General features: G+C 65.7%; 23 protein-coding genes. 8 read left to right on the forward strand and 15 right to left on the reverse strand.

Translation table 11 applies throughout. The annotated features are described in order from the left end of the window. Positions 1 to 8: 8 nt before the first annotated feature. The 14 genes from RGUI_RS10110 to RGUI_RS10170 form a co-directional block, all read right to left on the reverse strand. A complete protein-coding gene (locus tag RGUI_RS10110) occupies positions 9 to 626 on the reverse strand; it encodes a hypothetical protein (protein WP_081532946.1) in 618 nt (205 codons plus the stop codon). A gap of 26 nt (positions 627 to 652) precedes the next feature. Next, positions 653 to 1,021, reverse strand: a complete 369-nt coding sequence (locus RGUI_RS10115; RefSeq protein ID WP_081532947.1) for a response regulator — start codon at positions 1,019 to 1,021, stop codon at positions 653 to 655. A 24-nt stretch (positions 1,022 to 1,045) separates the two neighbouring features. Then, on the reverse strand, positions 1,046 to 1,309 hold the full coding sequence (locus RGUI_RS10120) for a hypothetical protein (protein ID WP_081532948.1): 264 nt from the start codon (positions 1,307 to 1,309) through the stop codon (positions 1,046 to 1,048). After that, positions 1,297 to 3,609 carry a chemotaxis protein CheA gene (locus RGUI_RS10125; RefSeq protein ID WP_081532949.1) on the reverse strand — a complete coding sequence of 771 codons (2,313 nt, stop codon included), beginning with the start codon at positions 3,607 to 3,609 and terminating at the stop codon, positions 1,297 to 1,299. Before RGUI_RS10125 ends, RGUI_RS10120 begins: the two co-directional genes overlap by 13 nt. Then, entirely contained in the window at positions 3,602 to 4,003 is a 402-nt protein-coding gene (locus RGUI_RS10130) for a response regulator (RefSeq protein ID WP_081532950.1), read from the reverse strand. Before RGUI_RS10130 ends, RGUI_RS10125 begins: the two co-directional genes overlap by 8 nt. A gap of 1 nt (position 4,004) precedes the next feature. Beyond that, entirely contained in the window at positions 4,005 to 4,874 is an 870-nt protein-coding gene (locus RGUI_RS10135) for a protein-glutamate O-methyltransferase CheR (RefSeq protein ID WP_081532951.1), read from the reverse strand. Next, entirely contained in the window at positions 4,864 to 5,496 is a 633-nt protein-coding gene (locus RGUI_RS10140) for a HEAT repeat domain-containing protein (RefSeq protein ID WP_081532952.1), read from the reverse strand. Before RGUI_RS10140 ends, RGUI_RS10135 begins: the two co-directional genes overlap by 11 nt. A gap of 14 nt (positions 5,497 to 5,510) precedes the next feature. After that, entirely contained in the window at positions 5,511 to 6,020 is a 510-nt protein-coding gene (locus tag RGUI_RS21885) for a CheB methylesterase domain-containing protein (protein WP_253798192.1), read from the reverse strand. A gap of 44 nt (positions 6,021 to 6,064) precedes the next feature. Beyond that, a complete protein-coding gene (locus RGUI_RS21890) occupies positions 6,065 to 6,601 on the reverse strand; it encodes a response regulator (protein ID WP_216640065.1) in 537 nt (178 codons plus the stop codon). Positions 6,602 to 6,630: 29 nt separating this feature from the next. After that, positions 6,631 to 8,226 carry a chemotaxis protein CheW gene (locus RGUI_RS10150; RefSeq protein WP_081532953.1) on the reverse strand — a complete coding sequence of 532 codons (1,596 nt, stop codon included), beginning with the start codon at positions 8,224 to 8,226 and terminating at the stop codon, positions 6,631 to 6,633. A 22-nt stretch (positions 8,227 to 8,248) separates the two neighbouring features. After that, positions 8,249 to 10,237, reverse strand: a complete 1,989-nt coding sequence (locus tag RGUI_RS10155; RefSeq protein ID WP_081532954.1) for a methyl-accepting chemotaxis protein — start codon at positions 10,235 to 10,237, stop codon at positions 8,249 to 8,251. Positions 10,238 to 10,578: 341 nt separating this feature from the next. After that, on the reverse strand, positions 10,579 to 11,166 hold the full coding sequence (locus RGUI_RS10160; RefSeq protein ID WP_081532955.1) for a DUF1643 domain-containing protein: 588 nt from the start codon (positions 11,164 to 11,166) through the stop codon (positions 10,579 to 10,581). 132 nt (positions 11,167 to 11,298) lie between these two features. After that, complete coding sequence (gene serA / locus RGUI_RS10165) at positions 11,299 to 12,894, reverse strand: phosphoglycerate dehydrogenase (protein ID WP_081532956.1); 1,596 nt, start codon at positions 12,892 to 12,894, stop codon at positions 11,299 to 11,301. A 99-nt stretch (positions 12,895 to 12,993) separates the two neighbouring features. Next, the gene (locus RGUI_RS10170; RefSeq protein ID WP_081532957.1) at positions 12,994 to 14,148 is read right to left on the reverse strand and encodes a phosphoserine transaminase; all 1,155 of its coding nucleotides are present in this window, start codon (positions 14,146 to 14,148) and stop codon (positions 12,994 to 12,996) included. A 256-nt stretch (positions 14,149 to 14,404) separates the two neighbouring features. Here RGUI_RS10170 and RGUI_RS10175 point away from each other — a divergent pair, with 256 nt between their 5' ends. The 8 genes from RGUI_RS10175 to RGUI_RS10210 all read left to right on the forward strand — a co-directional run bounded on the left by RGUI_RS10175 (position 14,405) and on the right by RGUI_RS10210 (position 22,865). Beyond that, positions 14,405 to 15,658, forward strand: a complete 1,254-nt coding sequence (locus tag RGUI_RS10175; protein WP_081532958.1) for an Hsp70 family protein — start codon at positions 14,405 to 14,407, stop codon at positions 15,656 to 15,658. Positions 15,659 to 15,821: 163 nt separating this feature from the next. Beyond that, positions 15,822 to 17,165: an ABC transporter substrate-binding protein gene (locus RGUI_RS10180; protein WP_172841121.1), complete on the forward strand. Its 1,344-nt coding sequence runs from the start codon at positions 15,822 to 15,824 to the stop codon at positions 17,163 to 17,165. 48 nt (positions 17,166 to 17,213) lie between these two features. Further along, complete coding sequence (locus RGUI_RS10185; protein ID WP_081532960.1) at positions 17,214 to 18,158, forward strand: carbohydrate ABC transporter permease; 945 nt, start codon at positions 17,214 to 17,216, stop codon at positions 18,156 to 18,158. Next, positions 18,158 to 19,204 carry a carbohydrate ABC transporter permease gene (locus RGUI_RS10190; protein ID WP_081532961.1) on the forward strand — a complete coding sequence of 349 codons (1,047 nt, stop codon included), beginning with the start codon at positions 18,158 to 18,160 and terminating at the stop codon, positions 19,202 to 19,204. Before RGUI_RS10185 ends, RGUI_RS10190 begins: the two co-directional genes overlap by 1 nt. After that, complete coding sequence (locus RGUI_RS10195) at positions 19,204 to 20,268, forward strand: ABC transporter ATP-binding protein (RefSeq protein ID WP_081532962.1); 1,065 nt, start codon at positions 19,204 to 19,206, stop codon at positions 20,266 to 20,268. Before RGUI_RS10190 ends, RGUI_RS10195 begins: the two co-directional genes overlap by 1 nt. Beyond that, positions 20,261 to 21,292, forward strand: a complete 1,032-nt coding sequence (locus tag RGUI_RS10200; RefSeq protein ID WP_081532963.1) for an endonuclease/exonuclease/phosphatase family protein — start codon at positions 20,261 to 20,263, stop codon at positions 21,290 to 21,292. The genes RGUI_RS10195 and RGUI_RS10200 overlap by 8 nt, the downstream gene beginning before the upstream one ends. Then, positions 21,289 to 22,008 carry a glycerophosphodiester phosphodiesterase family protein gene (locus tag RGUI_RS10205; RefSeq protein WP_081532964.1) on the forward strand — a complete coding sequence of 240 codons (720 nt, stop codon included), beginning with the start codon at positions 21,289 to 21,291 and terminating at the stop codon, positions 22,006 to 22,008. Before RGUI_RS10200 ends, RGUI_RS10205 begins: the two co-directional genes overlap by 4 nt. Further along, positions 21,996 to 22,865 carry an endonuclease/exonuclease/phosphatase family protein gene (locus RGUI_RS10210; RefSeq protein WP_081532965.1) on the forward strand — a complete coding sequence of 290 codons (870 nt, stop codon included), beginning with the start codon at positions 21,996 to 21,998 and terminating at the stop codon, positions 22,863 to 22,865. Before RGUI_RS10205 ends, RGUI_RS10210 begins: the two co-directional genes overlap by 13 nt. Positions 22,866 to 22,916: 51 nt before the next feature. Here the strand turns inward: RGUI_RS10210 and RGUI_RS10215 are convergent, their stop codons facing one another. Further along, positions 22,917 to 23,225: a hypothetical protein gene (locus RGUI_RS10215; protein ID WP_081532966.1), complete on the reverse strand. Its 309-nt coding sequence runs from the start codon at positions 23,223 to 23,225 to the stop codon at positions 22,917 to 22,919. Between the last annotated feature and the right edge of the window lie 48 nt (positions 23,226 to 23,273).

Here is a 23,273-nt window from a genome sequence, read left to right on the forward strand (position 1 = left end):
TGTCACCCTCAGAAAAGGTCGATGTCCGGGGCGGCGTCCTCAACCGGCTCGCCCAGGGCACGGGCGCAGGCATCGCGCTGTTCGGCCATCACGAACTTTGACCGCGCCGCCTCGATGATCGTCTTGGGTTCCGACGCAGCCTCGGACGAACGCAGGATCAGCGCGGGGTTCAGTCGGTTCAGCCCCTCGTTCATGGTCTTGACCGCATCGAGGATCTGGCGCGACTTGTCCTGGTTCTGGCCATCGCCGATCATCTCCAGCAAATGCCCTTCAGCCTCGGACAGGAACCGGTCGATGGTGTTCAGCAGAACCTCTTCGCGTCGTGTCAGGGGCGCACAGCATTCGCGGGGCGACAGGCTTCGGCAGGTCGCCTCCGACGATACGTCGAAGCCGGGCGCGGTTGCCCGTGCCACCTCCCGCAGTCCGTCGATGGCCGAAATCGCCGAGGCAGCGCCGCCGATCCAGCTTTCCGAAACGGTCTGCATGATCTCTGACGCGACATCGATCTGGCCATTCGTGACCCGAACATAGTCGCCCATCGCGGCCGTGAAACGTTCCGCATATGCAGGCATTTCGGCCTGGGCGTCGATGGCTGGATGCGTGATCCGGTTGCTTTCGTCGTTCATCGTCCCGATCCTCGACCCGTTGCGTTTCAGGTCGGCAGAACCTGGTCGAGCACCGCGAAGAGCTTCTCCGGCTCGACGGGCTTGACCAGCCAGCCGGTGGCCCCGGCGGTTTTCGCGCGATCGCGCTGGTCCTGGCTGCTTTCGGTGGTCAGCACGAGGATCGGCGTGAACCGGCAGCCGCCATTCTTGCGCGCATGCTGAATGAACTCGATCCCGTCCATGCCGTCCATGTTCAGGTCGGTGATGATCAGATCCGGGCGATAACCGGTCTTGAGCTTCTTCATCGCGTCCTCGCCGCTGCGGCAATCCTCCACGGTATAGCCACCGCGGGAAATCGTCTGACGCATGCTGGTCAGCACCGTCGGGCTGTCATCGACGATCAGGATATTTGTCATGTCTCTTGCCTTTCTTCGGGCCGCTCAGGCGGCATGGGTGATCGTTGCGCCGTCCCGATGAAGGATCGGGGCAAGCAATGCATTAAGGTCTTCGGCCTGTGGCAGGGCGACGGTCGCGGGCTGATAGGCCATCAGCACCTGCAAGACCGCGGTGTGGATGTGGGTCGCGCCTGACAGGTCCACGCGGCGCTCACCGCCCGCTTCCAGAAAGGCGACCAGCGCCTCGGCCTCCTCGACCGCGGCGACACCTTCGATGCGGGCGATCTCGCCCTCGGTCAGGACCGGCATTTCAGAACCTCCTCCAGATCGAGCAGCAACAGGATGCTGCCATCGCCCAGCAGGGCCGCGCCCGACACCCAGCCAAGCCCGGCCAGCGGCCCTTCCAGCGGGTGCGGGATAACCTCGGCCCCCGCGCGGAAATCATCGACGATCAGGCCGACCGCCTCGCCGCCGACCGTGACGACGAGGACCGACAGTTCTTCGGGGGCCGAGTCGGGCGGGGGCAGCCGCAGCGCCTTGCGCATGTCGAAAAGAGGGACCAGCCGGTCGCGCAGCACGATCTGCGGATTGCCCATATGCATATGCACGTCGGCCCGGGGAATGCGGATGGTTTCCTGAACGCTTTCCAGAGGCGCGCCATAGCAGGCATCCGCAACCTCGACCATCATCACCCGACGCACGGCCATCGACAGCGGCAGGCGGATCGCAACGGTCGTCCCCTTGCCGGCCTCGCTGCTGAGGGAGACCGTGCCGCCGGCGCGCTCCACCATCGAGGCGACGACATCCATGCCGACACCGCGCCCGGAAAGGTCCGACACCTCTGCCGCGGTGGAAAACCCCGGTTGCAGGATCAGGCGCATCGCGTCCGCCTCGGGCAGGGTCGCGGCGGCCTCCGCACTCAGCAGGCCACGCTCGACGGCCTTTTCGCGGACCCGCGCAATGTCGATCCCCTTGCCGTCATCGGCAATCTCGATCACCACCTGATCCTCCGACAGGCGGGCGGACAGGCGGACAAGCCCCTCCGCCGGTTTGCCAGAGGCCGCGCGGGCATCGGCCGCTTCGATCCCGTGATCCATCGCGTTGCGGATCAGGTGCACCAGCGGGTCGGCGAGCGATTCAACGACGTTCTTGTCGGCCTCGGTCTCACCGCCTTCGATCTCCAGCCGGATCGGCTTGTTCAACTGGCGCGACAGGTCGCGGACCAGCCGCCGGAACCGTTCGAAGACCGATCCCAGCGGAACCATGCGCACCTGCATCACGGCGCTCTGCAATTCGTCGACGATCCGGTTGAAGACCTCGTATTGCGCCTTGATCTCGCGGGCCATCTTGCGACTGCCGTATTCCTCTTCCGCGCGTTCGGCGAGGTAGGGCAGCGCGTTCTTCGCGACGATCAATTCACCCGCCAGCTTCATCAGCATGTCGATGCGCGACTGGTCGACCTTGAAAACGCTCTTGGCCCGCGGGGCGGGAGATCCGGACCGGGCGACGGGGGCTGTCGTTTCCGGGGCTGTGTTCTCCGGGGCGGCGGGGGCAGGATCGGGCACCGCCGTCCGCCGTTCCAACTCGTCCAGCGCGTCGGCCACCAGATCGGCCATCGCAGCGGTGGAGTGCGTCTCGACCGATTGTGCCTTTGCGGGGGCGATCCGGTCGGCCATGGCGTCCAGCCCGGCCGCGGGCAGAAGGGCCTCCAGCACACGCGCCACGGCGCCCAGGCGCCCGGCAAAGGTTTCGGGCGCCACCTCGGCTGCCAGCGCCTCCGCCTGGGCCGACAGCAGATCATGCAGGACGCTGTCGTCAGGGGGCGCGGCCGTGGCCTTCGCCGGAATCTCGTAGGTGCTGGTCTGACTGACGACATAGGCGAGCTTGTCCTCAAGCTCTGCCCGCGGCGCGCGGCTCAACACCCGGAACCGCAGCGTGCAGCGAAACGGATCGAAGGCGACGCCCGGCTCCAGCGGTTCGGTCGCGGTGACCGACAGCCAGACCCGCCCGGGCAAGGCCAGCACGGTGCGCAGCGGATCGTCCCCGCGGAAAAAGCAGTCCTCATCCGGCACATAATCGATCGCGACCAGCGCCCTACCCTCGCCAAGGACGACCTCGGCCTCGGCCCGCTCGGGCGCGGGCAGATCGCTCAGCCACTCCGCGGGCAGCCCGTCGACGGGGGGCGGCGGGGCGGCGGTGGGCGCCGCTGCGGCATCGGGACGGAAGGCGGACAGCCGTTCGGCCAGACCGGCCCCTGTGCGCCCCGCATCCGCGGGCAAGCCGTCGGCTTCCTCGAACACCTCCAGCCACTCCGTGACCTGGTCGAGGGCATCGAGCAGCGCGTCGGCCATGTCGCCCGTCAGCGCGATTTCCCCCGCCCGCACGCGGTCAAGCACGTCCTCGCCCGCATGCACGACCCGGGTCAGCGGCCCGATATCGAAAAGCCCGGAATTGCCTTTCAGGGTGTGCACGGCCCGGAACAGCGCGGCGACAAGCGCGGGGTCCCCCGGGGTTCGTTCCAACGACAATAGCGCTTCGCTGGCGCGCTCGATCAACTCGCGCGCCTCTGCCAGGAAGCCCTGCTTGAGATCTTCGTCGGCGTCAGACATCGCTAGGGCTCCCCAGAAGGAGGGTCAGCAGGCGCGTCAGCCAGTCGGGCTCCACCGGTTTGACCTGATAGAAATTCGCGCCGGCCTCAAACGCCTTGCGCCGGTCTTCGGGCTTCGCCTCGGTCGAGATCATGACGGCGGGAATATCGGCGATCTCGGGATGTTTGCGTGCCTCCGCAAGGAAGCGATAGCCATCCATCTGGCGCATGTTCACATCGACAAGGAACAGGCCGAACCGTTCGCTGAGCGCGCGTTCCAGACCTTCCAGCCCATTGGCCGCCTCGACCACGGAATATCCGGCCCTCTCGGCAATGTTGCGGATATAGCGGCGCATGGTGACCGCGTCGTCGATCACCAGGATTCGGGGGGCATCGATGGTCGGCGCGTCTGCCATGTCATCGGTCCTCGTAGGGTTTTTGATAGACGATGCCCTCGGCAAAGCGACGGACGGCGAAGAGATCTGAAATCCGGTTCATCGATTCCGAGTGGCCCAGCAGCACGAAGCCGCCGGGCCGGAGCGCCTCGGCGATGTTCTCGACCGCCCGGCGCTGCGCCTGATGGTTGAAATAGATCAGCAGGTTCCGGCAGAAGACGATGTCGATATCGCCCTGCTGGAACCGCGGCGGCGGCGACAGAAGGTTGACCTTGGCAAAGTCGACCACCTCACGGATTTCGGAGTCGATCTGATGCTTGCCGTTCCGGGCGGGGCGGAAATAGCGTTTGCGCAGCTCGGGCGGCAGGTTCTTCAGCGAGCGTTCCGGGAAATAGCCGGTACGCGCCGCCGCCAGAACCGAGGTATCGATGTCGGATGCCAGCAGGGTGACATCATGGTCGTCGATCCCGCGCCAGTATTCCAGCAGGTAGAAGGCGATGGAATAGGGCTCTTCCCCCGTAGCGCAGGGCATCGACCAGATCTTGAGCGGCGCGTTGGGACGCCGAGCGCTGATTTCCGGCAGGATGGAGCCGACCAGACATTTGAACTGGTGTTCTTCCCGGAAGAAGTAGGTTTCGTTGACCGTCATCTCGTTGACGAGGGCCTGAAACTCGGTCTGGGACGGCTCCAGCCGCATGAACGAGAAATAGCTGCGAAACCGGTCGTGGCCGGTGGCCTCCATCCGGCGCGCGATGCGTTTTCGGACGAAGTAGCGTTTCGACCTGTCGAAGGCGATGCCGGTCTTTCGATAGAAGAACTCCTCGAAAGCGGCATAGTTCGCCTCGGTCAGGCCGATATCATCGGTCCCGCCAAGGGTTGGGTCATGGCGCATCGAGGGGTCCTTCCGGTTGATCCGGCGGCCCGGCGAGACGCTCGCAGGCAAAGTCACAGGCAAAACGGATGTAGGTACAGTCTTCGAACCGCGCGGCCGCGGCGCGGATGGCGTCGACCATGTCGGGCCGGCCGCATTCAGCCAGCCGGTCGATCGCCGTCCCCACCACATTGGGGTCGGTGTCGCGCGACAGAAGCGGCGCGATCCAGTCGGGCGCGTGCGGATGGGCGAGGTCCTGAAGGATGTCGAGCGCGAAGAGGCGCTGGTCGGGGTCGGGATCGGCCAGCAGCGCCTCGATCCGGTTGGCCACCGCGTCCGGCATCTGCTGCGCGGCCTCGACGGCGGCGTTGCGCAACTCGGCATCCTCGCTTTGCAGGCAGGGCAGGATCGCGTCCAGCGCCTCGGGCGTCGCGATCCCGGCCAGCACCGTGAACATCGCACTGCGCACCGCGTGGTCGGTCTCTCCGGCCAGCAGCGGGGCAAGATCGGCCACGGCCCCTGCCGATCCGTCGAGGTCCTGCACCGCATGGCGGCGCATCACCGGATCGGCATCGTCCAAGTGATAGCTGCGGCGCTTCGCCCGGGGGGCGGCGGGGCGTTCGGATTTCGCAAGAAGCGGCATGGTCTGTCCTCCGGTCAGCCGACGAATCGGGTCAGCGTTGCGGCAATGCGGTCGATGTCGACCACGCGGTTGGCGCCGCCGGCCTCGATCAGGGCGCGGGGCATACCGAAGACGGCGCAGGTTTCTTCCGATTGCGCGATGGTCCGACCGCCGCCGGCGCGGATGCGGGCCATGCTGGCCGCGCCGTCATCGCCCATGCCGGTCAACAGCGCCGCAACCAGCCGGTTCGCGGGAACAACCTCCAGCGCGCTGTCGACCATCCGGTCGACAGAGGGGGTCCATGTCCATGACTGGTCGGCCGGGACCGGACCGGCGACCAGCCGTCCGCCGCGGCGTGACACCTGCACATCGGCGTCACCCTGCGCCATATAGGCGGTGCCCGGCTGCAACTCGGTGGTGCGCGACAATTCCACCACGGGCAGCGGGCCCTGACGGGTCAGCCGTTCGGCAAAGACCTTGGTGAACCGCTTTGGCATGTGCTGGGCCAGGACGATCGGAACCGGAAAATCCGGCGAAAGGCGCACCAGAACCTCCTCGACCGCCGTCGGCCCGCCGGTCGACGCGCCGATCAGGACCAGATCGCAACTGGTGGCCTCGGCCCGGCGCGGGGCAGGCCGGGCCGGACGACGCTCGGCCGCGGGCGCGGGCGGGCGGGCTCGGTCTCCCGCGCGGTGCTGGCGCCAGCAAGCGCAAGCGCGGGCCGCCGGATCTTGCGTCCGGCCGCCGCGGCGGCGCGCACCTTGGCGATCAGGTCGGGAAAGATGGTGCGCAGGTTCTGCGACACCGTCCCGCCCGGTTTGGCGATGAAGTCGATGGCGCCAAGCTCCAGCGCCTCGAACGTGGCCAGGGCCCCGGCCTCGGTCAGGGAGGACACCATGACCACGGGGCGGGGCGCCTTTTCCATGATGAGCGACAGGCAGGTGAGCCCATCCATCACCGGCATGTTGATGTCGAGCGTCACGACATCGGGATCGAAGCTTTCGATCTTGGCCAGCGCGTCTTTGCCGTCACGCGCGACGGCGCATTCGATATCCGGCTCGGAGGCAAGGCATTCGTTCAGCCATCGGCGCATCAACGCAGAATCGTCGACGATCAGAACACGCATGTCTTGCCTCCTTTCACCGGATCGCAGGGTCAGGCCGTGGCGGCCAGATCCTCATCTTCATCCCGAACATCGCAGGTTTCGGTTAAGAGAAGGGCAGAGGCATCGAGGATCTGGATGATTTTGTCGCCGCCATCGAGGTTTGCGACATTGCCCATCAGGGCGCGCTGTTCATCCGACAGATCCGGGGCTTTCTCGATCGAGGCGCGCGACAGGCGCAGAACCTCGGTCACCGAGTCCACGATAAAGCCGGTCTCGACCCCGTCACGGCTGAGAACGATGATCCGCTGCCGGTCTTCCCGCTCTGCCTCGGGCAGGCCGAAGCGCGTGCGCATCGTCACCACCGGCAGAACCGCGCCGCGCAGGGTGATGATGCCGGCCACGTAATGCGGGGCCCGCGGCACGCTGCGCAGGTCGTTCGGGACGCGGATGATTTCGCGTACAGCGTCGATCTCGACACCATAGTCCTGCCCGTCCAGCTGGTAGACCACCAGTTGCGTCTCATCGCCGTCGCCGGCGGCCTGCGCCGTGGTTTCCGCCATGTCGGTCTGGTCCTCTGCTGTCTCTGTCGTCTCGCCTGCCTCATCCAGCGCGGCGCGGATCGCGGCATCCTGGAACAGGGTGCGCCCCGACAGCACGCCGATCAGGCGCTTGCCCCCCTCCAGCCGGCACATGGTGCCGATCCGGTCCTGGCCGGTCTGGGAAATCAGGCTGGACACGCCGACCTGATCCTCGCGGGAGGCGGTGATCACCTCGCGCACCTGGTCGACCACAAGGCCGACACGGGCATCGGGGTCGCCTTCGCGGTCCACATGCAGAACGAGGATGCGGTTCGATTCCGATATTTCGGAACTCGGCAGGCCGAAGAGACGCCGCAAACAGACGATGGGCAGCAGCCGTTCCCGCAAGTCGATCAGGCCAAGAACATGGCTTGCCGATTGCGGAACCTGAAAGATCGACTCCGGCGGGCGCACGATTTCATCGACCTCGGAAATCTCGAACGCGTATTCCTGCCCGTCGACCATCAGGTTGACCAACTGGACAAGGGAATCGTCTTCGCCGTCGGCATCCTGCGACGCGGTGGAACCCGCAAGGCCGGGCTTGGCGTCGGTCGTGCTTTCGGCAGCCACAACGCTGGCCAGCCGAACGGCCTGGCTGACATCGAGGATCTGGATCAGGCCCGCGCCTTCGGTGTCCTTCACCACACCGTCCAGCAGGGTGTCGATCCCCGTGGCGCCCAGCGAGGCGCTTTCCTCGGGGGTTTCGATCCGGTCGGCGGCAAAGCTCACCACATGGGAGACGCGATCGACGATAAGACCGACGGGCGTGCCGCAATCCACCACGATGGTGCGGCTTGCGTCATCAACGGGTCGGGGCGGCAGCCCGGTCATCCGGCGCAGATCCATCACGGGCAAGATCGCGCCCCGAAGATTGGCGAGCCCCTCGAACCCGGGCGGGGTCAGCGGCACGCGGATCGCATCGGGAACGCGAATGATCTCGCGCACCAGTTCCATCGGCAGGGCAAAGCAGTCCTCGCCCATGTAGAAGGTTACGAACTGCCGCGGTTCGGCGGCAGTCGCTTCGCTGTCGGAGACGGCGTCCCCGACGTCGGCGGTGTTTCTGGCCATGCCTATTCTCCCGACCGCGCGATCAGACGGCCGACTGAAGTTCGTCGGCGGTCGAAGCGATGCTTTCGATGGCAGAGGCAAGGTCCGCGATCCCGACCTTTTGCTGGCCGGCGGCCGTTGCGGCCTGACGCGCGGCGGTGCTGGCCTGTTCGGCTGCCGTCGCGATCTGTTCGGAGCCGGCCTTGGCCTGCGTCACCGCCGCCATCACGCCCTGCGCGCTGGTCTGGATGCTTTCCGCGTCGGCGATCACCTGCCCGATGGCCGTTTCGACCTCTTCCATGGCCGCGGTGGTCGTGCGGGCCTGATCGACATCGGCGGCCGACGAGTCGGCGATTTCCAGCATGTCGGTGCGCACCACCCCGATCTGGTCCTGGATGGCCTTGACGAGGTCCTTGATCGTCTCGGCGTTCTCTGCGGCATCGTCGGCAAGGTTCTGGATGTCGGAGGACACCACCGCAAACCCCTTGCCGTATTCGCCGGCGCGGGCGGCCTCGACCGCGCCGTTCACGGCCAGCATCGAGGTCTGGATCGCGACATTGGCGATGGCGTCGACGATCTTGTCGATCTTGCCGCTCAGCATATCGAGGTTCTGGATTTCCTGCGCATTCGCCTTGCCCTGCTCATTGGCCTCGGACACGCCCCGGATGATGTCGTCCACAGCGGTCTTGTTGGTGTCGAGCAGGCTGGAAATCGTCGAGGCCTGTTCAAGAACGTCGGTCAGGCGCTCTTCGGTGTCGCGCGAGCTGCGCTCGATCTGGGCAAGGCCCGCCACGCTTTCTTCCGAGGCGGAGGCCTGCGACATCGCCACCTGTTCGATCTGGTTGATCGCGGTCATGATCTGTTCGGAACTCGACGCCATTTCCTCGACCGTGGCCGAAAGTTCCTCGGCCGAGGCCGCCAGTTCTTCGCTGCTTTTCGAAATGTCAGCACTGTTGCGCAGATCGTCGGCCAGATCGACAAGGTCGTTCGACGCTTCCTCGGCCGAGGACAGCGCGGCGCTTTGCGTCTCGACGGCGGTGATGGTCTGGTTTGCCGCGGCGCTCTGCTCCTCGGCGGCGGCGGCGATCTCCTCGCTGGCCTTCAGCGCCTGCGTGGTGGCCGACGACATTTCCGACGCGGCACGGTCGATGCCGCGGTTGGCATCGACGATGGCCTCGATCTGCCGCCGGACCTGGTTCAGATTGTCGATGACGACGCCGCTTTTCTCGACTTCCGCGCGAGAGGCTTCGGAGGATTCCGTCACGCTTTCCGAGATCTGCTTGATGCCGGTGCGGATCTGCGCGACCAGGTCCTGAATGCTGCTGGCATTGGTCTCGGACGCTTCGGCCAGTTTGCGCACTGTGTCGGCGACAACGGCAAAGCCCTTGCCGTGGCGACCTGCACGCGCAGCCTCGATCGCGGCATTCAGCGCCAGAAGGTTGGTCTGGTCGGCGATGCGGATGACCTGATTGACGGAATCGATGATGTTCGTCGCCTGTTGGTCAAGCTCGGCCATCATGCGCACCGACTGCGTCTGGCGGTCGGCCGCGACGCCGACATTGTCCAGAACCGCGCGAATGCCCGCGCCGGTCTGGGCGATCAGTTCCTGCAGTTCCAGCCCCTTAGCCTGACCACGGGCCGCGGCCTCGGCCTGGCTTGTCACGCTGTTGTCGATGCTGCGGATCGCCGCCATCGACTCCTCTGACGCGGTCGCCGCCTGTTCGGCGCCTTCGCCGATCTGGCGCATCGCGGTGGCCAGTTCCTCTGCCGCGGCCGATGATTCCGTGACATTGGCGCTCATCTGCGAGGCGGCGGCGGCCAGCCGTTCGGCGGCCTGCTGCTGGCGCGCAACGGTCCGGGCCCGCTGGCGGTTGGCCTCGGTCGCCTTGCGGCGACCGGATTTCACAGCCGGACGGGCGCCCGCGGCGGAATGGGCCGTGTGCATGTCGGACATGTCGGCGGGGCCTGCATGCGATGCCAGATGGGCTTCGGCGTCATAGCCGTTGGCGCGGGAGGACTTCGTGATGGGCATTTCGGGTCCTTTGGATGCTTGAAAGGGCACAAACGGCACGGTGGTCCGGTGCCGCACACAACGGCCTGCATGGCCGCGAAACAAACAGGAGTGAGGACGCCAAAAGCGCCGCTCGCGCGCCCAGCATCGAGCCGGTGACCCGGGCGTGGACCGTTTCCGTTATAGGGGTCGATCAGGCACCGGATTGACCGGAATGTGTCCGTTTTGTGGACATTCGGATCAGGGTTCCCAAGGCGTTGACGCATGGACAACGGCCGGTGCACGGCGCGAAACCTGCGCCTGACAGGGCCAACCGCGAACGCGACCGATAGGGTGGAGGACCGGGGAAACCCCGCGAACGATCAGTCCGCGGGAAACGGAAACCGCTCCGTATCGCCACGGATATACAGCGGATGCTGCGCCGAGCCGTCCTTGTTGAGCTTGAGCGCCATCAAGGGCTTGCCGGTCGCGCGCAAGGCGGTAAGCGTCTCTTCGACGATAGGGGCATATCGCTTGTGGAGCTTGCCATAGGCGAGAAGGATTTCTTCGGCCTGCGATGCCTCCCGCAGGATGGCTGGCAGGTTTTCGACGCTTCGCGCAACCTTTGGGTCGTGCGGCACGTCCTTGGGGCTGGTGGCGCGCCAATCCAGCATGTTCACCTTGACGTAGCGGGTAAAGCCCCAGCGCCGTGCAAAGCGCAGTTCCTTGTCGCAGGTCGGGTCAGAGACATCCGCCCGGGCGACCGAGGGATTCTGACCGACGAACAGGATCGTGCGCGGCGCCTGCCCCTCCGGCGTCCAGTCGCGGGACAGGGTTTGCCGGTATCGCCCGCATTCCGAAAAGGTCGCGCCGCCAAGAACGCCGTCGGGCAGCCGAATATGAACCTTGCCGCCCGGGTCGTGAAGGGCATGCGCATGTTCATTGGCCGATCTGATGCCACCGGATGTCATGGCCGTATCGCGCCAAGGACAGGAGTGCTGTTGCCGATCATCCGTCCCCTTTCCTTCCGGGCGGCCCCGCAAACAAGATCGGGGCCTGCCGCATGTCTTGCCGCAGGCCCCGGGATTGTCAAACGGGCTGGATCAGTTCACCGCGAATTCCAGCGGGCGCACCTGCTGGAACAGGCCGGTGGCGAACAGTTCTTCCTGAACATGCAGCGGCAGCGGCTGGTCGAGGTAGAGAAGCGCGATCGCGCTTTCGCCGATTCCGGTCCGGCCGAGGGTAAAGTTGGCGATGTTCACGCCATGCGCCCCCATGGTCGCGCCAAGGGCACCGATGATGCCGGGCACGTCCTTGTTGGTAGTGTAGAGCATGTGCTCGCCGATCTCGGCATCGATGTTGATGCCCTTGATCTGGATGAAGCGCGGCTTGCCGTCCGAGAACACGGTGCCCGCGATCGAGCGTTCGCGGCTGTCGGTGACGACGGTCAGCTTGATATAGCCGTCGAAGGTGCCCGACTTGCCCTGCGTCGTGGTAGAGGTCGCAACGCCGCGTTCCTTGGCCACGACCGGGGCAGAGACCATGTTGATCTCGGGGTTCGCGGGTTTCAGGACACCCGCGATGGCCGCGGCGTTCAGGGCGGCGGTGTTCATCTCGGCGGCGACACCATCATAAAGGATGTTGATCGCCTTGATCGGCTCATCGGTCATCTGCCCGACGAACGCGCCCAGATGCCCGGCCAGCTTGATCCACGGGCCCATCACCTTGGCCTCTTCGGCGGTGATCGACGGCATGTTGATCGCGTTGGTCACGGCACCCGTCAGCAGGTAGTCCGACATCTGCTCGGCCACCTGAAGCGCCACGTTTTCCTGCGCCTCGGTGGTGGACGCACCAAGATGCGGCGTGACGACGACATTGGGCAGGTTGAACAGCACGTTGTCCTTGGCCGGTTCTTCGGCGAAGACGTCGAACGCCGCGCCGGCGACATGGCCCTCTTTCAGAAGTTCGGCCAGCGCGGCCTCGTCCACCAGACCGCCGCGGGCACAGTTGACGATGCGCACACCCTTCTTGGTCTTCTTCAGGTTCTCGGCCGACAGGATGTTTGCCGTCTTCTCGGTCATCGGCACATGCAGGGTGATGAAATCGGCGCGCTTCAGCGCCTCGTCCAGTTCCACCTTGTGCACGCCCAGCTTGGCGGCGCGCTCTTCCGACAGGAACGGGTCATAGGCCAGCACCTTCATCTTCAGGCCCAGCGCCCGGTCGGCCACGATGGAGCCGATATTGCCGCAGCCGATCAGGCCCAGCGTCTTACCGGTCAGTTCCACGCCCATGAAGCGGGACTTTTCCCACTTGCCGGCATGGGTGGAGGCATTGGCCTCGGGGATTTGACGGGCCACCGCCATCATCATCGAAATCGCGTGCTCGGCCGTGGTGATGGAGTTGCCGAAGGGCGTGTTCATCACGATGATGCCCTTCTTCGACGCGGCGTTCAGGTCCACATTGTCGACACCGATCCCGGCGCGGCCGATGACTTTCAGGTTGTCCGCAGCTTCCAGCAGCTTTTCGGTGGCCTTGGTGGCCGAGCGGATGGCAAGGCCGTCATACTTGCCGATCACCTCTTGCAGTTTTTCCTTGTCCTTGCCGAGGTCGGGCATGAAGTCGACCTCGACCCCGCGGTCGCGGAAGATCTGCACGGCGGTTTCAGAGAGCTTGTCGGATACGAGAACTTTGGGGGCCATGGTGGCGAGTCCTTGAATAAAGGGGGTGTCGCGCCCCGGGGTCGCACCCGGGGCCTCTTGGGCAGGGGGAAGGTCCCGGGTCAGGCCCGGGACGGGATGTCAGGCGGCTTCGGTCTGCGCTTCGATCTCGGCCTCGAAGGCCCATTCAAGCCAGGGCAGCATCGCCTCGATATCCGAGGTCTCGACCGTGGCGCCGCACCAGATGCGCAGGCCCGCGGGCGCGTCGCGATAGGCGCCGACATCCAGGGCCACGCCTTCCTTCTCCAGCCGCTTGGCGACGGCCTTGGCAAAGGCGGCCCCGTCCGCGATGCGGGCATCGTTGAACTTCAGGCAGACAGAGGTGTTGGACGCGGTTGCCGGGTCGACGGCCAGGTTCTCGATCCAGTCGTGCTCGGCGACGAATTTCGCAATCGCGCCGGCATTGGCATCGGCCCGCGCGATCAGTGCAGGCAGGCCGCCGATGGATTTGGCCCAGTCCAGCGCGACAAGGTAGTCCTCGACCGCCAGCATCGAGGGCGTGTTGATCGTCTCGCCAACAAAGATGCCCTCGATCAGCTTGCCGCCCTTGGTCATGCGGAAGATTTTCGGCAGCGGCCAGGCGGGGGTATAGCTTTCCAGCCGTTCCACCGCGCGCGGCGACAGGATCAGCATGCCATGCGCGGCCTCGCCACCCATGACCTTCTGCCAGGAGAAGGTGGTCACATCCAGCTTGTCCCAGGGCAGGTCCATCGCGAAAGCGGCAGAGGTCGCGTCGCAGATCGTCAGCCCCTCACGGTCGGCCGGGATCGCGTCGCCGTTCGGCACGCGCACACCGCTGGTGGTGCCGTTCCAGGTGAAGACCACGTCCTTGTCGAAGTCGACTTCGGCGAAATCGACGATCTCGCCATAGGGGGCCTCGCGCACGGTGGCGTCGAGCTTGAGTTGCTTGACCACGTCGGACACCCAGCCCGACCCGAAGCTTTCCCAGGCCAGCATTTCCACGCCGCGGGCGCCCAGCATCGACCACATCGCCATTTCGACGGCACCGGTGTCAGAGGCGGGAACGATACCGATGCGATAATCGGCGGGAATGCCCAGCACCTCGCGCGTCGTTTCGATCGCGGCTTTCAGCTTGGCCTTGCCGACGGCGGCGCGGTGCGACCGGCCCAGAGCGACGTCGTTCAGCTTGTCGGTGGAAAATGTGGGGATCTTGGCACAGGGGCCAGAGGAAAAGCGCGGATTGGCCGGGCGCGCTGCCGGAGTCTCGGTGACCATTGCTGGTATCCTTCCAGATATTCGCCCCTCGTTGGGGAGGGGTGTCCCACCGCCGCCTATACGGCAACCCTTTGGAATCAGCAAGCGTCTTGATGAGGCGGCAGCGCGCTTGCGCAGGATGTCGCAGAACGATGCGGGAACCGCGCCGCGCGCCGACACCCTTTGCCCTTGCCCGCTTTACCCTTGTCCGGCCCCTTGCCGGGGCGCGACGGATCCTCTAGGCCACGCCGCCATACCCGTTCAAGGACATGCCGCCATGACCGCCCCAACGCTTGCCCTCGACTTCGGGACATCGAATTCCGCCGCGGCGCTCCTTGTGGATAGGCGGGTTCGGCGCCTGGAAATCGAGGCCGGGGCGGACACCCTGCCCACCGCGGTCTTCCTGCCGACGGATGGTGCCGACATGCGGATCGGCGCGGCGGCAGAGGCCGCCCTGACCGGCGACGAGGACGGGCGCTATATGCGCGCCTTGAAAAGCGTGCTCGGCACGCCGCTGTTTCACGAAGACCGCCTGATCGCGGGCAAGCGCCGGACGCTGGGCGATATCGTCACGGCCTTTCTGGCCGAGGTGAAGGCCCGGGCCGAAGCCGCCGCAGGGATACCCTTCGCCAATGTCCTGTCGGGACGGCCGGTTCATTTCCATTCGGACGATGCCAGCCGCGATGCCCGGGCAGAGGAGGACCTGCGCGCCTGCTACCTTGCTGCCGGATTCAACAAGGTCGACTTCATTTTCGAACCAGAGGCCGCGGCCCATGCCACCCGCACGACCGAAGCGCGAGAGGAAACCCGGCTGATCGTCGATATCGGCGGCGGCACCTCTGACTTCTCGGTCGTGCTACTCGGCGCCGACCGGGTTGACGTCATGGCCAGCCACGGCATCCGGCTGGGCGGCACGGATTTCGACCATGCGGTGTCGATGGCCCATGCGATGCCCCAACTGGGACTGGGCGGAGAACTGCGCCGCGCCTTCGGCGAGGGGCTGCTGCCGGTGCCGCGGGCACTGTTCGTCGATCTGTCCACCTGGGCGATGATCCCCTTCCTTTACAGTCGTGACACCGAACGCATGGTCGCCGACCTGGTGCGCCACGCGGTCGAGCCTGCCCCACTTGAACGGCTTGCCACCGTGATCGAACACCGGCTGGGCCATGACCTGGCCTTCGCGGTCGAGCGGGGCAAGATCGCCGCCAATATGGGCACACCCAACGCACGGATCGACATGACCTGCGTGGAGCGTGGCGTCGCGGTGCCGATCACCGCGGGAACCTTGAACGCCGCGCTCACCCCCTATCGCGACGGGCTGAGAACGGCGCTTTACGAGACCCTGTTCCATGCCCGGGTGACGCCCGCCGACATCGCCTCGGTCGTTCTGGTCGGCGGCTCCAGCCTGATGTCGCTGGTCGAGGACGAAACCCGCGCCGTCTGCCCGGGGGCCCGGCTGATCCGCTCTGACGCCTTCACGGCGGTGGTCGATGGCATTGCCCTTGCCACGAGGCTTTCGGGAAGGCGCTAACCCCGGCAGGGCTGCAAGCGCGTCCCCCGCCGAGGGGCTGCCCGATAGCCGCCTGTCATCCCCCTGTCACAGAACCTTAGCGCGACCGTCAACGTTCAGCGATCCGATTGTCATGCGGTCTGGATATCAGAACACACCGTTTCCGCATCCGGGGGTCATCCGAATGAAATCTGCTCTGCTCGCCGCAACCGCCGCCCTTGCGCTGGCCAATGCCGCACCCGCCTTCGCCGAAGACATCACCGTCAAGCTCTGGTCGATGGCCGACCGCTCCGGTCCCTTGCGGGCGGGCAATATCGTGACCGCCGCCGACGAACTCAACGCCATGCTTGAGGCGGCCGGTTCCGAAAACCGGGTCAAGATCGAACTGATCGAAACCAACTCCAAGGGCTTTGACGCCGACGCGCTGGATCTGCTGAAGGCGCATTCGGTGGGCGAAACCCCCGACATCGCCGTGGCCGCCCATGAATGGATCGGCTCCTTCGTCGAGGCGGGCCTTGCCGCGAACCTTGAAGACCACATCACCGGCAACGAGGTTCTCTACGCCGACATCATCCCGAACCTCTGGAACGCGGTGAAGTACAAGGGCGAGCGCTACGGCATCCCGCAGGACTCCGAGGTCCGGATGTTCTTCGTCAACAACGACATCCTGCGCGCCATGGGCAAGTCGGAAGACTTCATCACCGCCCTGCCCGGTCAGGTCGAGGCGGGGGAGTTCACCATGTACGACTGGTGCGACCTTGCGGCCGAGGCGGTCGACAGCGGCGCGGCCAAATATGGCTGGGTGCACCGCCCGAACGTCGGCCCCGACTTTCAGATGGCGATGGCCAGCTTCGGCATCGACATCTACAACGAAGACGAGGCCAAGCTGCAGATCACCAAGGACGGTCTGACCGAGTATTACAAATGGCTCGGCTACTGCGTGAACAACGGATCGCTGCCCGCCGACATGACCTCGTGGTCCTGGGACAGCACCCATGCCGCCTTCCGCGGGGGCGAGGCGATGGGCAAGTTCCACGGCATCTGGAACGTGGGCAAACAGCTTGAAAGCTTTGGCCTGACGGGCAAGGACGACTATTTCCACAAGCTGACATGGATCCACGCACCGGCCGGTGAAAAGGGCGGGGCGCCGAAGAACCTCAGCCACCCGATCGTCTATATCGTCGGTGATACCGAGAACAAGGACTTGGCCGCGATGCTGGTCGCGCTGGCCAGCCAGCCTGTGCTGAACACCCGCCACGCCATCGGCACCAACCACACGCCGATCAATTTCGGCCAGGTGGCCATGCCCGAATTCCAGGAAAAGGGCTGGGCGCTGATCGCCGGCACGCCGATGCTGAAATACTCGGAATTCATGCCGAACCACGCCAAGATCGGCCAGTACAACGCGATCACCTATTCCGGTGTTCAGGCTGTCGAAACCGGCGAGATGACCCCCGAAGACGCCGCCGAGATGGTGCTTGAAGAGCTCGAGATCGAGCTTGGCGACGACGTCATCATCCTCGACTGACGCAAGGTCCCGCTCCCTCCGATCCAAAGGGGGGAGCGGCTGCCAGAGATGACAGAAGCAAACCGCCGCGCCCTAGCCGACAAGGCCCTGTTCCTGGGGCCGGCGGCCTTGTTGCTGGTGCTGTTCTTCCTTGCGCCGATCTTCGTCAACTTCTTCGTGGCGTTCTCGGACATGGCGCAAACCGTCCGGTTCGACGACTTTCCGACCACGAAACAGTTCAACAAGCTGGGCCATCTCGACCCCGAGGCCTTTCTGGGCATCGATCTGCGGCGGTCCTTCTACAAGGCGTTGATGCTGACGCTGGTCTTCGTGGTGCTGACGCTGGGCCTTTTCAACGTCACCTTCGCGCTGATCCTTGCCCTTGCGACCACGGCGATCCCACCCCGGATGGGCGCGTTCTTCCGCGCGGTGTGGCTCTTGCCGCGGATGAGCCCCTCGGTCGTCTATGCACTGCTTTGGCTGTGGGTCATCGATTCCAGCGAACGGGGGCTTTTCAACCAGATCGTGATGTTCGCGGGACTGCCGCAGATGAACCTGAAGCTCGACCACCCGATGGCGGTGATCGTGGTGGCCAACGGGCTGATCGGGGCGTCCCTGGGCGTGATCATCTTCACCAGTGCGATCCGGTCGATCCCCGAACATCTGTTCCATGCCGCCCGCGCCGACGGGGCCGGGCCGCTGTCCATTGCGCGCCATGTCGTGCTGCCCGCGCTGCGTTGGCCGATCAGCTATATCACGATCTACCAGGCGCTCGCGCTGCTGGTGTCCTTCGAATACATCTTCCTGATCATGGGGCCCGCGCGGTCGACCATGACCATGGCGATGCTGTCCTATACCAAGTCGCTGGCGCCCCAGATCGGCGGGGGGCAATACGCCTATGGCGCCGCCATCGCGACGATCCTGATCGTGATCGGCATCGTGGTGGCCCTTGTCATGTGGCGGCTGACCAACATGAAGGCGCTGCTGCAGCGCCCTCGGATCGAGGTGCGCTGATGACCGCGGTCGACTGGGAAGGACTGGCCCGAAGCGGGCAACGGGACAGGCGGCTGAGGCAGGGCGCGCTGATCGTCTTTCTGACGGCCGTGTCGATCCCGATTATCCTGCCCTATTTCTGGATGGTGATGATCGCGTTCACCGCGCGCACCGGCGGGGCGGACAGTGCCACGCTCTGGACCGCTTGCGCGATCCTCGTCCCGGTGACGCTGGGCTATGCCGCGGCCTATCAGGCGCTGTCGGGCAAGGCGCGGGCCGGGGCCGGGCTGGCCGCAATCGCGGTGGCGGTGGTGCTTCTTTGGGTGTTCCTGCGCGACGACCTGCATCTTTACAACTTCCGCTTCCTGATCACCCCGAATGTGGTGGAGGACCTGCGCGGGGCCGCCACCGCGGGCGGGCAATTCCCGTGGGTCTGGGACGCGCTGATCAACTCCCTGATCCTTGCCAGCAGCCAGACCGTGATCGTCGTGACCGTGTCCACGCTGGCGGGCTATTACCTGTCGCGCTTTGCCTTTGCAGGGCGCGCGGCCTTCCTGCAATCGCTGCTGGTGCTGCAGGCGTTCCCGGCCATCACGCTGGTGATCCCGATCTTCCTGATGGTCTACTGGATCGGGCTTTTGAACACGCTGGTGGCCCCGATCCTCGTGCTGACGGCGCTGGAACTGCCCTTCTTCATCTTCATCATGAAGGGATTCTTCGACGCCGTGCCGTGGGATATCGAGATGTCGGCCCTGACCGACGGCGCCTCGCGCCGACAGGCGTTCCGGATGGTGGTGCTGCCTCAGGTGCGCGTGGGCATGATCGCGGTGGGCGTCTTCTCCTTCATCAAGGGGTGGGAGGAATACGTCTTTGTCACGGGCCTGCGCACCGGCAACAGCTACTGGGTGATGTCGACATATCTGTATTACGTGCGGGAGGACGTGATGGGTGTGGATTACGGGCTGGTGGCGGCAGTGTCGCTGATCTACGTGCTTCCCTCGCTGATCCTGTATCTCTTCGCGCAGAAATACCTCACGCAGATGACCTTGGGCGGGGTGAAGGGCTGATGGCACAGGTCGAGATGCGCAACCTGCAAAAGTGCTGGGGCCGGTCGGTCGCGGTGGACGGTGTCAGCCTGACAGTGGAGAACGGCGAATTCGTCGCGATCCTCGGCCCCTCGGGCTGCGGCAAGTCCACGACCCTGTTCATGCTGTCGGGCGTCTACCAGCCCACGGGCGGAGAGATCCTGTTCGACGGGGCAGTCGTGAACGAGGTCGAGGCGCGCGACCGAAATGTGGGCATCGTGTTCCAGTCCTACGCGCTCTATCCGAACATGACGGTGTTGCAGAACATCCTGTTCCCGCTGCGCTTTCAGAAGGCCCCCGATGCCGACACGCGCGCGCGGCAGATGGCCGATCTGGTGCAGGTAGGCGATCTGCTCGACCGCCGGCCCTCTCAGCTTTCGGGGGGGCAGCAGCAGCGCGTGGCGCTGGCCCGCGCGCTGGTCAAACGCCCGAACCTTCTGCTGCTTGACGAACCGCTGTCCAACCTCGATGCGACCCTGCGCCTGACCATGCGGGCCGAGATCCGGCGGATCACGAGAGAGCTTGGCGTGACCACGATCCTCGTCACCCATGACCAGCTGGAGGCCACGACGATGGCCGACCGGGTCATCTGCATGAAGGACGGCCGCATCGAACAGGCCGGCCGCGCCGAGGATCTGTACCTGCGTCCCGAAACCCTGTTCGTGGCGGGGTTCATCGGGTCACCACCGATGGACCTGATCCCCGGCTCGGTCGTCAACGGACGGCTGGTGGCCGACGCGCCGGCGCTTTCGGTCAACCATGACGGCCCGGTCACGCTGGGCATACGTCCGGAAATGCTGAAACCGGCCGAGGCGGGGCTTCCCGTCACCGTTCTGCATGTCGAGGCGATGGGGCGCGAGACGCTGTATTCCGTCGACAGCGCCCTTGGCCACCTGCGGTTCCTTGAGGCGACCACGCGCCCGCGCTGGCGCGAGGGGGAAAGGCTCTACCTCGACTTCGACCCGGGGGAGGTGCTGGTCTTCGATCGCGACGGGCAACGCCTGCCCGGCGCCACCGCCCGGCTGGAGGCTCCTGCCCATGCGTAACCCAATCACCACCGCCGTGCCCGCCATCATCCCGCCCACGATGGAGGACCGCACCAAGGCCATCGTCGCCGGGGGCAACAGGGCCGCCCACGACCGCTTCATGGCAAGCTGGGCCTGCCTGAACAGTATCGAGGTCGCCCCGCCGCCCGCGCCACCTGCGCCAACCGAAAACCTGACCGTCGCCGCGTGGAACATCGAACGCTGCAAACGGGTGGCGGCGAACGCATGGCGCATCGGGCAGGCACAGGCCGACATCGTTCTGGCGACCGAGATGGACCTGGGCATGGCCCGGTCGGGTCAACGGCACACGACCGCAGATTTGGCCGCGGCGCTGGGGATGGGCCATGCCTTCGGTGTCGAATTCGTCGAATTGGGCCTTGGCGATGCGTATGAGACCGCCCGCCATGCCGGGGAGACGAACCTGCACGGTCTGCACGGCAATGCCCTGCTCAGCCGGTGGCCGCTGAAAAACGCCGCACTGATCCCGCTTGATGACGGTGCGGAATGGTATGTGCGCGCCCCCAAGGGCGACGGCCAGCACCGCGTGGGCGGGCGCATGGCGATGGCCGCGCAGATCGACCTTGCAACCGGGCCCCTCACCCTCGTCTCCGTCCATTTCGAAAGCGAAAGCGATGCAAGCGGCCGTGCGGCCCAAGCCCGGCGGCTGCTCGACAGCGTCGATGCGATCTATGGCGCGGGCCCTTGCGTGATCGGCGGCGACCTGAACACCCGCGGGTTCCTCGACGCCGGGGTGGGGACGGAGGAGATGCTGTCCGATCCCGCGCAGACAGAGCCCTGTTTCACCGCCTTCGCCGAGCACGGATTTGACTGGCGCGCCTCGAACACCGGCGCCACGACAACGCGACCGCATCCGGCCGCGCCCCGTGACACGCCCCTAAAGACGCTCGACTGGCTGTTCACCCGTGGGGTGACGGCAAAGAACGCCTTCGTTGCCCCGGCGATCTGCGATCAGGGGCTTTACCTCTCCGATCACGAATTGATTGGGGTGGAGATTGCGCCATGACCACGCGTATCGTCTGCCACCGGGGCGCCTGCCGCGCCGCGCCCGAGAACACCATCGCCAGCGGCCTTGCCGCCGCGAAACTGGGCGGCGACATCGTGGAACTGGATGTCCGCCAATCCCGAGACGGGGTGCTATACGTCCTGCATGACGAAACGGTCGACCGGACGACGCCATTCCACGGCGCGATCGCCAAGATGGACAGCACCACACTCGACCGGCTGGATGCGGGCGCATGGTACGGGCCCGATTTCGTCGGCGAACCGCTGCCCCGGCTCGATGCCTTCTTCACGGCCCTGTCCCCCCATGTCGATTTCTATGTGGAGGTAAAGGCCGCCCGTCCCGAAGACGTCGCCGCGGCGATCCGCAGGGCCGGTCTGGCGGAGCGGTGCTTTGTCTACTCCGAAACGCCATCCCTGCGGCAGGGCCTGAGAGAGGCCGCGCCCTGGCTGAAACGCATGGTCAACTGGCGTGACCTCGACCACATGGCAGAGGCGCGGACGGCGGAGGATGCCCAGATCATCGAATTCCACGCCGAGGACATGACGCCGGACCGGCTGGAAACCGCTGCGGAACTGGGGCTGGAAATCATGGTCCACACCGCACGGCTTGACCCCGAAGCCTTCGCCGCCGCGCTGAATGCAGAGGCCCACTATCTGAACATCGACCATATCGATCTTGCCATCGAAATGAGGTCAGAACTGCAATGCACTGCGTAAGCTACAACATCCAGTACGGGCTTGGCGCCGACGGCCGCTATGACCTGCCCCGCATCGCCGCAGAGGTCGCCTCGGCGGACATCATCGCCCTGCAGGAGGTCGACCGCTACTGGGCACGCTCCGGCATGGTGGACAGCCCTACGGTTCTGGCCGATCACCTGCCCGACCATCACTGGGTCTTCGGCGCAAATCTGGACATCAGCGCCGATTATCGCGACGGCGGCCGCATCGTGCATCGGCGCAAGCAGTTCGGGACGATGATCCTCAGCCGCTGGCCGATCCTGTCCTCGCGCAATCACCTGTTGCCGAAATGGGGCGACCGGCAGCACCATTCGATCCAGCAGGGGATGCTGGAGGCCGTGATTGACACGCCCCTGGGCGCGCTGCGCGTCTATTCCGTCCATCTCAGCCATCTGTGCCCCGAAACGCGACTGCCGCAGGTCGACGCGATCAAGGACATCCTCGCCCGCGCGCCCGCGGAGGGCGGCGCATGGTGCGGCGGACATCCCGACCCGGCGGCAGGCTGGACCGAGGAACCCGAACCGCCCATGCCCTTGGACCATATCGTCATGGGCGACATGAATTTCGGCCCCGAAAGCGCAGAATATGCCCGTCTGATCGGCCCCTGCGCCCCGAAATTCGGGCGCCTGACCAACCGCGCCGGTCTGGTCGATGCCTGGGTTGCCGCGGGCGGCGAGGAGGCCGCGGGCGCCACCCACCCCGATGCCGGGCGGCGGATCGACCATTGCTTCGTGTCGGCCAGCCTGGCCGGGCGCGTTAAGTCCTGCCGGATCGACGATACCGCGCGCGGGTCCGACCATTGGCCGCTCTGGACGGCGTTTTCCACGCCCGTCTAGGCGCCGAGGCCGCGGCGCAAGGCACCAAGTGTCAGGGGCGCCCCCGTGGGATCAAAGCGCCCCTTCGTCGTTGAGCGACGTAATCCCCGTCGTGCTTCCATCGCGATAGGCGATACAGCGCCAAAGCCCGGTCGGCCCGACCCCCACGATGACCTCGGTCCCCGCTTCGGAGAAGGACGAGCTTTTGACCCGGACATCGGAATTGCCGGTATAGTTCGCCACGCCGCGCAGGCAGGCCTGCTGGGCATTGGCCTCGGCCGTGTTGCCGGGCGCCGTGCTCAGATCCACGGTTTCAACGGTTTCGACACAGGCGGCAAGACCGGCGAGTGCCAGCCCGCCAAGGACGACTTTCAGTTTCATGGGACTGCCCCTTCCGTCGTTCGATCACGTACAAGGTCGCGCCGCGGG

The sequence above is a fragment of the Rhodovulum sp. P5 genome (assembly GCF_002079305.1).
Classification (GTDB): Bacteria; Pseudomonadota; Alphaproteobacteria; order Rhodobacterales; family Rhodobacteraceae; genus Rhodovulum.